This is a genomic window from Steroidobacter cummioxidans, assembly GCF_003104955.1.
The window spans coordinates 182,911-197,412 of sequence record NZ_LSRW01000004.1; the positions used below are offsets into that span (position 1 = coordinate 182,911).

The 14,502-nt window shown below is 61.9% G+C and carries 14 protein-coding genes and 1 pseudogene; 11 read left to right on the forward strand and 4 right to left on the reverse strand.

The window, feature by feature from the left end:
- The first annotated feature begins 26 nt into the window (after nucleotides 1–26).
- Genes D0550_RS03205 through D0550_RS03215 form a run of 3 tightly spaced genes read left to right on the forward strand, consistent with a single transcriptional unit; the run spans nucleotide 27 to nucleotide 3,592 of the window.
- Nucleotides 27–1,259 carry an FAD-dependent oxidoreductase gene (locus D0550_RS03205; RefSeq protein ID WP_116807649.1) on the forward strand — a complete coding sequence of 411 codons (1,233 nt, stop codon included), beginning with the start codon at nucleotides 27–29 and terminating at the stop codon, nucleotides 1,257–1,259.
- A gap of 12 nt (nucleotides 1,260–1,271) precedes the next feature.
- Nucleotides 1,272–1,802, forward strand: a complete 531-nt coding sequence (locus D0550_RS03210; RefSeq protein ID WP_116807650.1) for a cupin domain-containing protein — start codon at nucleotides 1,272–1,274, stop codon at nucleotides 1,800–1,802.
- Nucleotides 1,802–3,592 (forward strand): gamma-glutamyltransferase family protein, encoded by a 1,791-nt coding sequence (locus D0550_RS03215; RefSeq protein WP_116807651.1) that lies wholly within the window; start codon nucleotides 1,802–1,804, stop codon nucleotides 3,590–3,592. Before D0550_RS03210 ends, D0550_RS03215 begins: the two co-directional genes overlap by 1 nt.
- 37 nt (nucleotides 3,593–3,629) lie before the next feature.
- On the opposite strand, the gene D0550_RS03220 is transcribed toward D0550_RS03215, so the two are convergent.
- Entirely contained in the window at nucleotides 3,630–3,956 is a 327-nt protein-coding gene (locus D0550_RS03220) for a non-heme iron oxygenase ferredoxin subunit (RefSeq protein WP_116807758.1), read from the reverse strand.
- 191 nt (nucleotides 3,957–4,147) lie between these two features.
- Complete coding sequence (locus D0550_RS03225) at nucleotides 4,148–5,146, reverse strand: 2Fe-2S iron-sulfur cluster binding domain-containing protein (protein ID WP_116807652.1); 999 nt, start codon at nucleotides 5,144–5,146, stop codon at nucleotides 4,148–4,150.
- 76 nt (nucleotides 5,147–5,222) lie between these two features.
- Here D0550_RS03225 and D0550_RS03230 point away from each other — a divergent pair.
- The 8 genes and pseudogenes from D0550_RS03230 (at nucleotide 5,223) to D0550_RS03265 (ending at nucleotide 12,599) form a co-directional block, all read left to right on the forward strand.
- Nucleotides 5,223–6,005, forward strand: a pseudogene (locus D0550_RS03230) (fumarylacetoacetate hydrolase family protein).
- 40 nt (nucleotides 6,006–6,045) lie between these two features.
- Nucleotides 6,046–7,218: a Rieske 2Fe-2S domain-containing protein gene (locus D0550_RS03235; RefSeq protein WP_116807653.1), complete on the forward strand. Its 1,173-nt coding sequence runs from the start codon at nucleotides 6,046–6,048 to the stop codon at nucleotides 7,216–7,218.
- Between the two features lie 17 nt (nucleotides 7,219–7,235).
- Nucleotides 7,236–8,063 (forward strand): alpha/beta fold hydrolase, encoded by an 828-nt coding sequence (locus D0550_RS03240; protein ID WP_116807654.1) that lies wholly within the window; start codon nucleotides 7,236–7,238, stop codon nucleotides 8,061–8,063.
- 1 nt (nucleotide 8,064) lies between these two features.
- A complete protein-coding gene (locus D0550_RS03245) occupies nucleotides 8,065–8,328 on the forward strand; it encodes a hypothetical protein (protein WP_116807655.1) in 264 nt (87 codons plus the stop codon).
- 1 nt (nucleotide 8,329) lies between these two features.
- On the forward strand, nucleotides 8,330–9,139 hold the full coding sequence (locus D0550_RS03250; RefSeq protein WP_116807656.1) for a DODA-type extradiol aromatic ring-opening family dioxygenase: 810 nt from the start codon (nucleotides 8,330–8,332) through the stop codon (nucleotides 9,137–9,139).
- Between the two features lie 19 nt (nucleotides 9,140–9,158).
- Nucleotides 9,159–9,926, forward strand: a complete 768-nt coding sequence (locus tag D0550_RS03255; protein ID WP_116807657.1) for a sulfite exporter TauE/SafE family protein — start codon at nucleotides 9,159–9,161, stop codon at nucleotides 9,924–9,926.
- A 118-nt stretch (nucleotides 9,927–10,044) separates the two neighbouring features.
- A complete protein-coding gene (locus D0550_RS03260; RefSeq protein WP_116807658.1) occupies nucleotides 10,045–12,054 on the forward strand; it encodes a M3 family metallopeptidase in 2,010 nt (669 codons plus the stop codon).
- Between the two features lie 5 nt (nucleotides 12,055–12,059).
- A complete protein-coding gene (locus D0550_RS03265; RefSeq protein WP_116807659.1) occupies nucleotides 12,060–12,599 on the forward strand; it encodes a gamma carbonic anhydrase family protein in 540 nt (179 codons plus the stop codon).
- A gap of 5 nt (nucleotides 12,600–12,604) precedes the next feature.
- Here D0550_RS03265 and aroE read toward each other — a convergent pair whose 3' ends face one another.
- Nucleotides 12,605–13,435 carry a shikimate dehydrogenase gene (gene aroE / locus D0550_RS03270; RefSeq protein ID WP_174842466.1) on the reverse strand — a complete coding sequence of 277 codons (831 nt, stop codon included), beginning with the start codon at nucleotides 13,433–13,435 and terminating at the stop codon, nucleotides 12,605–12,607.
- A gap of 5 nt (nucleotides 13,436–13,440) precedes the next feature.
- Nucleotides 13,441–14,454 carry a porphobilinogen synthase gene (gene hemB, locus D0550_RS03275; RefSeq protein WP_116807660.1) on the reverse strand — a complete coding sequence of 338 codons (1,014 nt, stop codon included), beginning with the start codon at nucleotides 14,452–14,454 and terminating at the stop codon, nucleotides 13,441–13,443.
- Nucleotides 14,455–14,502 lie beyond the last annotated feature (48 nt).

Consider the following 14,502-nt stretch of genomic DNA (forward strand, 5'->3'; position numbering starts at 1 on the left):
CCGCATCGCCAGCGGAAGATCGATGCATGGGCACAGCTCGGGGTACAGATCGGGTCATCATTGTCGGGGCCGGGCCGATTGGCGCCGTCCTGGCGTATGCGCTTCGGCAGCGTGACATTCCTGTCCTGCTGGTCGAGGCGCTGGCGGCGCCGGAGATCGATTGCCGGGCGGCTTCCTGCCATCCACCCACCGTCGCGATGCTCGACGAGCTCGGGTTGCTGGAGGACGGGCTCGAGCAAGGTCTCGTCTCCCCCGTCTTCAACTATCTCGATCGCGTTACCGGTCAGCTGGTAGGTCGTTTCGATATCGAAGCGATGCGCGAGCGGCCTGCGCATCCTTATGTTCTGCAGTGGGAGCAGTACAAGATCGTCGGCACGGTGCTGCAGCGACTTGCGAACGATCCTGGTGCCGAGATTCGGATGTCGACGCGCGTTGTCGCGATCGCTCAAGATGCCGACAAGGTCGATGTCACGGTGACCTTGCCGGACGGCAGCAACGATGTGCTCAGTGGTCGTTATCTGGTCGGCTGCGACGGTGGTCGTAGCACCATTCGCAAGCTCGCCGAGATCGAGTTCGACGGCTTCACCTGGCCGGAGCGCTTCCTCAAGATCGACACGCGTTTCGATTTCTTCGGGCTGCGTCCCGAGCTCAGCAATCGCAATTACTTCTCCGACCCCGACGAGTGGTTGAACCTGTTCAAGGCGCGCGGCGCAGCCGGCGAAGGTATGTGGCGTGCGGTGAGCCCGACGTTGCCGGAGCAAACGGACGAAGAGTTGCTGTCGCCCGACGCCGTCGAGGCGCGCTTGCAGAAGTTCTGCCCGAAGCCTGGTCGATATGAGATCGCAACGATCGCGCTGTACAAAGTTCATCAGCGCGTGGCTGCCACGTTCAATCACGGCCGCGTGCTGCTCGCGGGCGACGCGGCGCATGTGAATAATCCGGTCGGCGGCATGGGCATGAATGGCGGTATCCACGACGCCATCAATCTCGCCGACAAGCTGAAGACCATCTGGTTCGAAGGTGCCGACGCGCAGCCGCTGTTCGATCGTTACACTCGTCAGCGTCGTAAAGCGCAAGTCGATTACGTGCAGGCGCAGAGCATTCAGAACAAGCAGACGCTCGGCGAGAAGGATCCGGTCGAGCGCGCGCGCAAGCTGGATAGCATTCGCCGCCAGTCGGCCGATCCGGAATTGCACGATGCCTTCATTCGTCGCGCCTGTCTGATCGACAGCCTGCGCGATGCGAACGCTACTCTGTAGAGGACTTGAGCCATGTCCGTTGCCCGTCATTCGCGCCCGCCCGAGCTGGTTGGAGCTTCGCTCGAGCAGATCATGGATCGTTACATCGCGCGCTTCGCCGACCGCGTGCCGGACTGGAATGCGTTTTCGGATGCAAACATCGACGGCTATCGTCGCGCGCAGCACCGCTTCGTCGGTGCGGGTGCATCGGGCAAGCACGACGACAGCAACATCGTGCCTGCGGGCAATTTCACGCTGTCCATCATGTTGGTGCCGCCGGGACAGGGCAATGCGCCGCATACGCATGAAGTCGAAGAAATCTTCTTCGTGCTGCAAGGTCGCTGCGTCGTCTTCATCGAAGACGAGAATGGCCGGCGCCTGAGCAAGGAGTTGCAGCAATGGGAAATGATCTCGTGTCCGCCGGGCGTCATTCATGGCTATGTGAACGAGACCAGCGAGCCGGTGTACCTGCAGGTCATGCTCGGTCGCGGCCGGCCGGAGACCGCGGGCTTCGCCGATCAGAAACTGTTCGAGAATCGTGACGCTCACCTGACGCGTTCGTGATGTTCACGACTCGGCCGGAGATTCGCGGCACCTTTGGCGTCGTCACGTCGACGCACTGGATCGCGTCGGGCGTGGGCATGGCGATGCTCGAGCGCGGCGGCAATGCATTCGACGCGGCTGTCGCCATCGGCTTCGTGCTGCAAATCGTCGAGCCGCATTTGTGCGGCCCCGCCGGCGAGGTGCCGATCATTTTTCGCTCGGCACGCGACGACAAGCCAGCCGTGCTGTGCGGTCAGGGAGTAGCTCCCGCCGCGGCAACGATCGAGCACATGCGATCGATGAATCTCGACATGGTGCCCGGGTCGGGATTGATTGCTGCCGTCGTGCCCGGTTCGTTCGATGCATGGATGACGCTGCTTCGAGATCACGGCAGCATGCGTCTCGCCGATGTGCTGGAGCCGGCGATTCATTACGCCGCAGCGGGGCATCCGCTGTTGCCTGGCGTGTCTCGCGCGATTGCAGACGTAGCCGATGCCTTCCGCAACGAATGGCCAACGTCCGCGCCGATCTGGTTGCCGAACAATGAAGTGCCGGCGCCGCATCAGTTGTTTCGCAATCCCACGCTGGCGGCAACGTGGCGAAGAATTCTGAGTGAGGCGGGTGAGGGCACTCGCGAGCAACAGATCGAGCGCGCACGCGCTGCTTGGTCGAGCGGGTTCGTCGCAGAAGCCATCGATCGCTTCTGTCGCACGCAGGAACTGATGGATGCCAGCGGTGAGCGCCACAAAGGCCTGCTCACTGGCGACGACATGGCGCGATGGCAAGCTGGCTACGAATCGCCGCAAACCTACCGCTACCACGACTGGACCTTCCACAAAACCGGGCCTTGGGGACAAGGGCCGGTGTTGTTACAAGCGTTATCGCTGCTCGCGGGCTACGACCTGTCGAAGCTGCCAGCGTCGGATCCTCAGTTCGTACACCTCGTGCTCGAGGCGCTCAAACTCGCATTCGCCGATCGCGAGGCGTACTACGGCGATCCGAATTTCACACAGATCCCTGTCGATGCGCTGCTAAGCGAGAGCTACGCGGCCGAGCGTCGCAAGCTGATTGGCCAAAGTGCTTCGCACGAGCTGCGGCCCGGCGTATTGCCAGGGTTCGAGGCGCAGGTCCAGAAGTGTCTCAGCATGGTTCGCATCGCTCGCAACGAGAGTGCAGGTTTAGGCGTAGGCGAGCCGACGATGATGCACCTGAAGCCAACGCTGAAGCCCGGCGACACCGTGCATTTCGATGTGATCGATCGCTTCGGCAACATGGTTTCGGCCACGCCGTCGGGCGGTTGGCCGCAATCCTCACCGACGATTCCCGAGCTGGGCTTTGCGCTGAATACACGCGCGCAGATGTTCTGGTTAGAGCCGGGTCTGCCGGGCAGTCTCGAGCCTGGGAAGCGTCCGCGCACCACGCTCACCCCGACGCTGGCGACGCGCGATGACGGCTTGTCATTGATCTGCGGTACGCCGGGTGGCGATCAGCAGGATCAGTGGCAGTTGATCTTGCTGTTGCGTTACACCCATCACGGGCTCGATCTGCAGCAGGCCATCGATGCGCCGCTGTTCCATAGCGTGCACTTCCCTGCGTCGTTCTATCCGCGCGAGGCGCTGTTAGGAACGGCAGTGATCGAGGAGAGCTACGGCGAGAAGGTGATCGCCGAGTTGAAGAGCCGAGGTCACAAGGTGAAGGTCGCGCCGGAGTGGTCTGCTGGCAGGCTCACAGCTGCGTCGCGAGGGACGGATGGAATATTGCGAGCTGCCGCCACGCCGCGCCTGATGCAGGCCTACGCGGTAGGAAGATAAATCAGCGCTCGTCGCGCCAGTCGGCGAGCGCCGTTACTCAGTTCTTCAGCAGCAAATAAACCTTGCCGTCGGTCACTTCGATCGGCCAGGTGCGCAGCGCTTGCTTGCACGGCAGGCTCTTCGCCTTGCCCGAGCAAACATCGAAGCTGCCACCATGCAGCGGACAGAACACGATGTTTCCTTGCAGCCGTCCTTCGGACAGCGACGCGATCGCGTGCGTGCATTCGTCGTCGACTGCGTAGATCTTGCCGTCGATGTTGCATACCAGGATGGGATCGAGGCCGTCGGGCTGAACTCGCAACATGCCGCCGGGCGCAACCTCGCCCGCCTCACACAACTGCAGGCGTCGATCGACACGAATCATGGCGGCTTGTTCGCAGCTCACTGAGGCAGACCCGAAAGAGAACTTGCTTGTAGTATTGTCATACAAAGTTCGTCAGGTCAACCGTCCTGTGCGGAGAACGCGAACCATAGCCCACCGCATCGCATCGAGGCCAATTTTTCCCGTGCAAAATCGCGGACTTAGCTTAAGTTAAGTGCGCGCCGAGGCGACGCCTAGCCGCCGGGCTGGAAGCGCTCAGCGCGGATCGCCTGGTCGGCGACGCCATGCGAAGTCAGGGCTTTGCGCGCGGCGTCGACCATGGGCGGCGGGCCGCACAGATAGCAGACGGTGTTCGCGTCGAAGTCTTCTTTCTGGAGCAGCGAAACCGCTGTGCCCGAGCGCAAATCTCCGTCTGCGCCTTCCATGACGGCGATGCGAACTTCCAGTTCCGGCATCGTTGCGACGAGCGCCGCCAACTCCTGTTCGTAAAACAATTCCTGCCGACGCGTGCAGCCAAAACATAGCAGCGCGCGCTGGCTACGACCGCGCAGTGAGCGAATCATCGACAACACCGGCGCAAGGCCGGTGCCGCCAGCAACGAATACATGTCGACTCGCGCGATCGTCGAGTCCGAACGAGCCGAGCGGCGCCTGCAATTTAACGCGATCGCCGACTTTTGCTGTGTCTTGCACCCAGCGCGACATTTTTCCATCGGGCACGAGGCGAATCATTAATTCGACCAGAGGGAGTTCACCCACCGTGCTTGCGATGGAATACGCGCGCGCTTCGCCCACGCCCGGCGCGGCGAGGCGAATGTACTGACCGCTTTGAAAAACGAAGTCCTCGGCGCGATCGAGCTTCAGAGTGAGCAGCGCGACCGACGGCGCGCCACGGCGCAACTCAACAATCTGGGCTGAATGTTTTGACGGCGCCGACGGGGCGGGATTGAGCGGGTAGGGCAGCTCGAACGACGCATCTGAGTTCAGCCGCGTCAGGCACGCGGGTCGCAGTCCTGCGACCAGCTCATCGGCATTCACCGGGACTTTGCCTGTCGAATCAACGACCGTCTGGCCATCCAGGCATTGGACTACACAGCTGCCGCAGCTGCCGCTGCAACAGTCATAACGCACCGGGGCGTCAACGGCGAGCGCGCCTTCGAGCACGGTCTGCCCCGGCTCGACCTCGACCGTCAGTTCCGCGCCGTCCTGAAAAATCAATCGCGCCCGATGCATTAAGGTAACCGCTCACCGCTCATGTTGCATGATTATCATACAATCATATAACGTTGGCTCAGCAAGAGGGCGAACCATGGATCAAAGAGTCGGCGAGACCGCGCAAGCTTTGTTGGACGCATATAGCAGCGCGCCGCTGCCTCCGATCCGCAGTCGATTCGATGCGGGCGACACGCGCGCGGCCTATGCCGTGCAAGTGGCGCAGATCGAGCATTGGATCGAGCAGGGCCGCCGGCCCGTGGGCCGCAAGATCGGGCTCACGTCGCCGGCGGTTCAGAAGCAGCTCGGTGTGGCCGAGCCGGATTTCGGCCAGCTGTTCGCAGACATGGTGTATGGCACCGGCGAGACCATTCCGGTGTCCCGCCTGCAGCAGCCCCGCATAGAGGCCGAGATAGCGCTCATCCTGTCGCGCGATTTGGATATGGCGCACGCGACGGTCGCTGACGTGGTGGCGGCAGTTGGTTGTGTTCTGCCGGCGCTCGAAGTCGTCGGCAGTCGCATTGCCGGTTGGAACATCGACATCGTCGACACCATCGCCGACAACGCATCGTCGGGCGTGCTGGTGCTCGGCGGACCGGCGCAACGGATCGAGGGACTCGATCTGGTGAACTGCGCGATGACGATGACTCTGAACGGCAAGCCAGTGTCGAGCGGCTATGGCCGCGATTGTCTCGGCGGTCCGCTCAATGCGGCCGTGTGGCTGGCCAGACGCTCGCGCGAGCTTTGGCCGGCCGTTTGAAAAAGAAAGGCGAAGCTGGTGATGACCGGCGCGCTCGGACCGATGGTGTCCGTGCAAGCGGGCGATGTGGTGCACGCGACCATCGCTGGCATTGGCCAGGTTGGCGTGCAGTTCGCCTGAATTTGATTGCAGGTTTTTGTTTCGAGGACGTGAGCAGATCATGAGTGAAGACGCGCAAACCCCGGAAGGCGTTCGCCCCGAAGTTGCCGCAGCGGTGGGCGACTGGCGCGCCTATGTGGAAGCCAAGATGGGCTTTCGCAATCACTGGTATCCGGTGCGTTTCTCGAACGAGCTCGCCGAAGGTCAGCTGATTACTCTGCAAGTGCTCGGCGAGAAGCTGCTGCTCAAGCGCATCGACGGCAAGGTCTACGCGATCCGCGATCGTTGTTTGCACCGTGGCGTGCCGCTGTCGCGCAAGCCGGACTGCTATACCAAGGACACGATCACCTGCTGGTATCACGGCTACACCTATCGTTTCCAAACCGGCGAGCTGGTGAACATTCTGGCCGTGCCGGACAGTCGCTTGATCGGCCGTCGCAAGATCCAGAGCTTCCCGTGCCAGGAAGCGAAAGGGTTGATCTTCGTGTTCATCGGCGATCTGGATCCGGTGCCGCCGCTCAGTCAGGACGTGCCGCCGGGTTTCCTCGATGACGACGTGATGATCCTCGGCAAGCATCGCGTGGTGAATTCGAATTGGCGTCTCGGCGCCGAGAACGGCTTCGACGCGCTCCATATCTTTATTCACAAAGATACGACGCTGCGTCACTTCCGCACCTTCAACTTCCCGATCGGCCACACGCCGCTGCCGGGCGCGGTGCAGGTCGTCGAAGCTGCCGACGGTCCGAAGGGCGTGATCGACGACTTCGCTCAGCACAAGCCGATTTGGGATGGTGTGATCGATGGTCGCGTCGTGGTGCGTGGTCCGCGTTCACAGCAGGTGCAGGGCACGTCGGCGTCGGTTGGCACGTCGATCTGGCTGCCGGGCGTGCTGAAGGTCGAGCAGTTCCCGCTGCCGGGTCTGACGCAGTTCGAATGGTATGTGCCCATCGATGGCAAGACGCATCTGTATGTGCAGACCATCGGTCAGCAAGTGCAGACCGACGAGGATCGTCAGCAGTTCGCCAACGATTTCGAAGCCGTCCTCAAGCCGCATGGTCTCGATGGCTTCAATGCCGACGACATCTGGGCGCGTGAGGTCACCGAGCCCTTCTACGCCGATGACTTCGGCTGGGTGGATGAAATGTTGTGCGAGCCGGATACGACGATCCTCGAGTGGCGACGCCTCGCGAGTCGCGCGAATCGCGGTATCCAGACTCCTCAAGACCTGCGCTGATCTGCCCGAGCATCGCCATGACTGAATTCGCCTCGCATTTCGTCGATACCAACGGCATCCGCACGCACTATCTGGAAGCGGGCAGCGGTCCGACGCTGCTGCTCATGCATGGCGGCGGTGCGGGCGCCGATGCGTATGGCAACTGGCGCGAGTGCATTCCGGTGTTCGCGAAGAAATATCGCGTGATCGCGCCGGACATGGTGGGCTTCGGTCGCAGCGACAAGCCTTCGCCGGATAGCTACACCTACGATCAGCCGGGGCGCAATCGTCAGCTGGTGTCTTTGCTCGATGCGCTCAACATCGAGAAGGCGTTGCTAGTCGGCAATTCCATGGGCGGCGCGACTTGTATCGGCGCGACGCTGCAGCGACCGGAGCGTGTCGAGCGACTGGTGTTGATGGGCAGCGCCGGCCTGCCGATTCCGGAAAAGCCCTCGCCGCAGCTGCTGCACAATCTGAACTACGATTTCACCGTGGACGGCATGCGCCGCGTGATCGCGGGCCTCACGTCGCCGAGATATTCGCCGCCGGAAGAGCTGGTCCAGTATCGCTTCAACCTGACGAACGAGCCCGGCGCGAAGGCAGCATTGGCCGCCGTGAATGTCGAGACTCGCAAGGGCACGCTGAACTATCCGGAAGACGAGCTGCGCAAGATCAAGCAACCGGTGTTGATCGTGAATGGCAAGGAAGATGGCGTGTCGACTCTGGCGCGTGCGTATCGTTTCCTCGAGCTGTTCGAGAACAGCTGGGGCTACATCGTGCCTCACTGCGGCCACTGGGCGATGATCGAGCAGACCGCGGATTTCTGCGCGGCTGTCGATCGATTCCTGTCACAGCCGGTGAACTGATATGGCCGCGCCCCGTGGTGTGCACCAGCTGATCGAGCATCTGATCGAGACGCCCGCGGAGCGCGGCTTGATTCGGACCAGTCCGGATGTTTTGTTCGATCGCTTCGACGTGCCCGCGGAAGTGCGCGAAACCTTGCGTGCCGGCGGCCGCGACGATTTGCACCGCTTGGGCATTCATCCCAATCTGGTGATCAAATGGCTGATCTGGTCGGGCCGGCCGACCATGCCGTTCTTCCCCATCGATTATTACTTCGCGAGGCGCTGACATGGGCAAGATCGTTGGCGCGTTCGCCATGTCGCACGTGCTGGGCGCTCCTGGCGGGCTCGAAGAGCAGGCCGAACGGGTGTTCGTCGGTATGAAGGAGCTGGGTCGCCAGCTGCGCGAAACTCATCCGACGCTGCTGGTAGTGATTACCAGCGATCATCTGAACAATTTCCGTCTCGATCAGCCCATGTCGTTCGCGATCGGCACCGCCGATGCTTACACGCCGTATGGTGATATGGGCCTGCCGACCGATCAGATTCGCGGCAACGCGGCGTTCTCGACCGGCTTTGCGATGTTTGCCAACGATCGAGGCTTCAGGCTGGCCAAGCCGCCGCGGTTGCGTCCGGATCACGGCGTGATGATTCCGCTCGGCATCGTCGATCCCACACGCGAGCTTCCCATCGTGCCGTTGTACGTCAACACGGTCTATACGCCGGGCCCGACGCCGCAGGAGAGCTGGCGGCTCGGTGAGCTGCTGCGTGCGTATGTGGCCGAATATTGCACTGCTGAAGAGCGGGTCGCGTTGCTGGCTGGCGGCGGTTTGTCGCATTGGCTCGGTGTGCCCGAAGAAGGGCGAGTCAACGAACCCTGGGATCGCTGGTTCATGGAAACGCTGGCGACTGGCAAAGGTGCGACCCTGACCGGGCTCAGCAACGAGCAGATTCTGGCCGACGCCGGCAATGGTGGCCTGGAAGTGAATTCATGGATTACGCTCGCGGGCGCGATCCCCGGTGCGACTGGCGAATGTTTGTTCTATGAGGCCATTCCCGCCTGGGCCAGCGGCATGGCCGGCATGGCATTCCGCGTCTGACACGAGATTCCTTTAACCAATGACGTCCTGGGATTTGTTGATCGCCGCACTCGCGGCGGTCGGGGCTGGTGCGGTCAATGCATTGGCTGGCGGCGGCACGTTGATCAGCTTTCCGGTGCTCGTCGCGTTGGGTGTGCCGCCAGTCGCGTCGAATATCACGAACGCAGTCGCACTGTGCCCGGGTTACTTCGGCGCGACCCTCGCACAATTGCCCAATCTCAAAGGTCAGCGCGCGCAGCTCATGCTGCTGGTGCCAATAGCCGTGGTCGGTGGTCTGGCCGGCGGCATGATTCTGCTGCGAACCGGTGAGCGCACGTTCACGGCGCTCGTGCCTTGGATGATTCTCGCTGCGTCGCTGCTGCTCGCTGTGCAGGAGCCGCTGAAGAAGTTCGTCATCAAGCGGCTATCGAATTCCTCGCGCAAGCATCACACGGTGGCGTTCTCGGCGTTGCCCATCGCGGCGGCTGCCATTTACGGCGGATTTTTCAGCGCGGGCATGAGCGTACTGTTGCTCGCCGTGCTGGGCCTGACGCTCGATGATTCGCTGACTCGGCTGAACGCGCTCAAGCAGGTGCTCGCGTTCAGCGTCAATGTCGCTGCCGCAGTGTTCTTCCTGTTCTCCGATCAGGTGGTCTGGATCGCCGCTGCGGTCATGGCGGTCGGCGCACTGATCGGTGGCGCGATCGGCGGCAAGCTCGCTGGCAAACTGCCGCCCGCCGTCCTGCGCTGGGTCGTGGTGGTCGCAGGTATCGCGATTGCCATCATCTACTGGGTGAAATCCCGCTAATCGACCCCAGTCTCCCTGGCAGCCCACCGCGCCTCATGCGCGGGCGGGTGTCTTTGGGCTGTCCGGCTCTCTACAATCGGCAGTCCAGTTCCTTTGTGTCCAGGATTCGGGGTCCATCATGACTGCACCGAGCAACGATCTGCCGGCATTTTCTGCGATCAAGCCTGCTGAAGTGGAAGGCAAGCTGCGCGCCTTGCTGGATAGTAACCGCGCCGAGCTGGACCGGTTGTTGTCGAACAATGCGGCCACCTGGGACTCTCTGATCGTGCCGCTCGAAGAAATGCAGCACCGCCTGTCGCGCACTTGGTCGCCGGTCGGCCATATGAATGGCGTGGTGAACACCGACGAGCTGCGCGCCGCCTACAACGCCTGCTTGCCCCTGCTCACGGCCTGGAACACGGACCTCGCTCAGAATGAGCGGCTCTATCAGGCCTACGAGACCGTGCTGAAGAACGAAGGCGCGCGGCTGTCGCCTGGCCAGCGCAAGCTGGTCGAGAACGCGCTCCGGGATTTCCGTCTGGCGGGTGTCGCGCTGCCAGCGGACAAGAAGCAGCGTTACAAGGAGCTGGTCGAGAAGCTGGCCACGCTGCAGTCGAAGTTCGACGAGAACGTGCTCGATGCGACCAACGCCTGGTCGCGCCTGCTCACCGATCCGAAAGAAATCGATGGCTTGCCAGCACCGATCGTCGAACGTGCTCGCGCCGCTGCGGAAGCCAAGCAGCAGGCCGGATGGTTATTCACGCTTGACGCGCCCAACTACACGGCTGTGATGATGCATGCCACGCACGAGCCGCTGCGTCGTGACTTCTATCATGGCTGGACGACGCGTGCGTCCGAGCAAGATGGCAATGAAGGCCGTTGGGACAACACCGCGCTGATGGATCAGATCCTCGCGGTTCGCCAGGAGGTGGCGAATCTGGTTGGCTATCCGAACTACGCGGAATATTCCCTCGCGACCAAGATGGCGTCGTCGGTGCCGGAAGTGCGCGCTTTCCTCGATCAGCTGGCGACGAAGAGCAAGCCCGTCGCGCAGCAGGAATTCGATGAGCTCACGCAGTTCGCAGGCCGCGAGCTGAACGCTTGGGACGTCGCGTTCTATGCCGAGAAGCTCAAGCGTGAGCGCTTCAATCTCTCTGAAGAGGCGTTGCGTCCTTATTTCCCGCTGCCGCGCGTGTTGTCGGGAATGTTCTCGGTCGCCGAAAAGTTGTACGGCGTGAAGATCGCCGAGCGCACCGGTGTCGATATCTATCATCCGGACGTGCGTTTCTACGACATCCTGAATGAGGATGGCTCTCAGCGCGGTAGCTTCTTCGTCGACCTGTACGCTCGCGCCAAGAAGCGCGGTGGTGCGTGGATGGATGAGTGCGTCGGTCGCAAGCAGCTCGGCGGCGCTACGGCGTTGCCGGTGGCCTATCTGGTCTGCAACTTCATGCCGCCGGTCGGGTCGCGGCCGTCATTGCTGACTCACTCTGAAGTCGTGACGATGTTCCATGAGTTCGGGCACGGTCTGCATCACATGCTGACGCGGGTGGATTATCCGAGCATCGCGGGAATCAATGGCGTCGCCTGGGACGCGGTCGAGTTGCCGAGTCAGTTCATGGAGAACTTCGCGTGGCGCGCGGAGGTCATTCCGATGATTTCGGCGCATGTTGAAACGGGCGAGCCATTGCCGGAAGCGGAGCTGCAGCGCTTGCTGGGCACGCGCACGTTCCAGGCGGGTATGCAGACGGTGCGGCAGCTGGAGTTCGCACTGTTCGATCTGCGCATTCACAGTGAGTTCGTCCCGGGCGCGGCCAGCAAGATTCTGCAGACGCTGGATGAGGTTCGCGCCCAGGTTGCCGTGGTGAAGCCGCCGGCATTCAATCGATTCCCGAACAGCTTCCAGCATATTTTCTCGGGCGGTTACGCGGCCGGGTACTACAGCTACAAGTGGGCTGAGGTGCTGGCGGCCGATGCGTTCAGTGCGTTCGAGGAAGGCGGCATCTTCAATCGGTCGGTGTCGAGCAAGTTCCTGTCGTCGATTCTCGAGCAGGGCGGCAGCCGGGATGCCATGGACGCATTCGTCGAGTTCCGTGGCCGGAAGCCGACGATCGAGCCGTTGCTGAAACAGTTGGGATTGGCGGCGTAAACGTAGTGACAATCGAAACGTACAAGGGCGTTGCGCCCACGCTCGGCGCCCGCGTATTCGTGCACTCTGCTGCGGTCGTTATTGGAAAGGTAACGATCGGTGACGACTCATCGGTGTGGCCGACGGCGGTCGCGCGCGGCGACGTGCATTCGATTCAGATCGGTGCCCGCACCAGCATTCAAGACGGTTCGGTGCTGCACGTCACGCACGACGGTCCGTATGCGCCAGGTGGGCGAGGGTTGATCATCGGCTCGGATGTCACAGTCGGTCATCGTGTCACTTTGCACGCGTGCACGATCGGTAACGCATGCTTGATCGGCATGGGCGCGATCCTGCTCGACAACGTCGTTACCGAAGATTTCGTGATGATCGGCGCCGGCAGTCTGGTGCCGCCGGGCAAAGAGCTGAAGACAGGCGGGCTGTACGTTGGCAGCCCGGCCAGGCGCATTCGTGATCTGACGCAGAAAGAAATCGAGTTCCTGACGTATTCAGCGGCACACTACGTCAAGGTCAAAGATGAGTATTTGCGAGCCGCTGGGGAATAAGAGCGTCACGCCTGGGCTTTGATCGCATCCAGCACGGGTTTCGTATCGGGTTTCAGTCCGCGCCAGAGAAGGAATGCTTCCGCAGCCTGCTCCACTAACATTCCCCAGCCGGTCTCCGCGCGCCCGGCACCAGCCGTCTTCGACCAGCGAGTGAATGAGGTATCGCCTTTGCCGTACGCCATGTCGTAGCAGAGCGTTGCTGGGCCGATGGCGGTGCGGGGAATGGGCGGGATGTCATCTTGCAGACTGGCGGAGGTCGCATTGACGACCAAGTCGAAGACCCCGTCGCTTACGTCCTCGAACACGCAACCGCGCACCGTGCCGAGCAATTCGAACTCTTCGGCCAGCTCAATCGCGCGCTGCTCGGTGCGATTCGCAATCTCGATGCACTCTGGCGCGGCTGCCAACAATGGTCCCATGACACCACGTGCGGCACCGCCAGCGCCCAGTAACAAAATGCGGGCACCGGCAATGTCGAAGCCGAGGTTGCGGGTGAGATCGGTGACCAGGCCGGCGCCATCGGTGTTATCGCCGAGCAAGCCATCGTTCCTCCACACCAGCGTATTTACGGCACGCGCAATCTCGGCACGAGGTGTGCGATATCGCGTCACGATGTTTGCAGCCTGCTTGTGTGGCACGGTGATATTCAGCCCTTTACCACCCGAAGCGAAGAACGCACCTACATCCCGCTCGAAGTTTTCCGGTGACACTGCCAGGCGCGTGTAGCTCATGGCCTGACCGGTCTGCTTGGCGAACAGACCGTGAATGAACGGGGACCAACTATGCTGGATGGGATAGCCCACCACGGCGTAGCGATCGATGCTGGTGTCGTTCATGGCGTTTACCTCGCCTCTCTGAGCCAGGCCGCCGCCTTCTTGGCGAAGTACGTGAGAATCCCGTCCGCGCCGGCGCGGCGAATGGACATCAATGTTTCCAATACGATGGCGCGCTCGTCCAGCCAGCCGTTGCGAAACGCGGCCATCTGCATCGCGTACTCGCCACTGACTTGATAGACGAACGTCGGCGCGCCGAAGGTGTCTTTGACCCGGCGCACGATATCGAGATAGGGCAGGCCCGGCTTGATCATCACCATGTCCGCGCCTTCCTGCAGATCGAGCGCTACTTCACGCAACGCTTCGTTGGTGTTGGCAGGATCCATCTGATAGTTGTACTTGTTGCCCTTGCCGAGATTCGCGGCCGAGCCGACGGCATCACGGAACGGGCTGTAGAAATTCGATGCGTACTTTGCCGCGTAGGCGAGGATGCGGGTGTTCACGTGGCCGCCCAGTTCGAGTGCCTCGCGAATGGCACCGATGCGTCCGTCCATCATGTCGCTCGGCGCGACCACGTCGGCGCCGGCCTCGGCATGCGACAACGCCTGTTTCACCAACGCTTCGACGGTGATGTCGTTCACCACATAGCCGGATGCATCGGTGATGCCGTCCTGGCCGTGCGAGGTGTAGGGGTCGAGGGCGACGTCAGTAATCACGCCCAGCTCTGGCACGGCTTGCTTGACGGCTCGCACCGCGCGCTGCGCCAGACCCTCGGGATTCCAGGCCTCTGCGCCGTCGTTGCTCTTGGCGGACGGGTCGGTGACCGGGAACAGCGCCAGCGCGGGAATGCCCAGCTCCACCAGCGATTCGGCCTCGCGCACCAGCTCGTCGACGCTGACGCGCTCGATGCCGGGCATGCTGTCCACGGTTTGCCGCCGTGATTTGCCCTCGATCACGAACATCGGATAGATGAGGTTGTCGGGGCTGAGCGAAGTTTCACGCATCAGCCGGCGTGAAAAGTCGCTATAACGCATGCGGCGCAGGCGCGTGCTTGGGAATTCTCCTGACTGAAAATTAAACATGACGGCTTCCGGCGGGCGTGACTGCCAAACTGTAGGACAACCAAATTC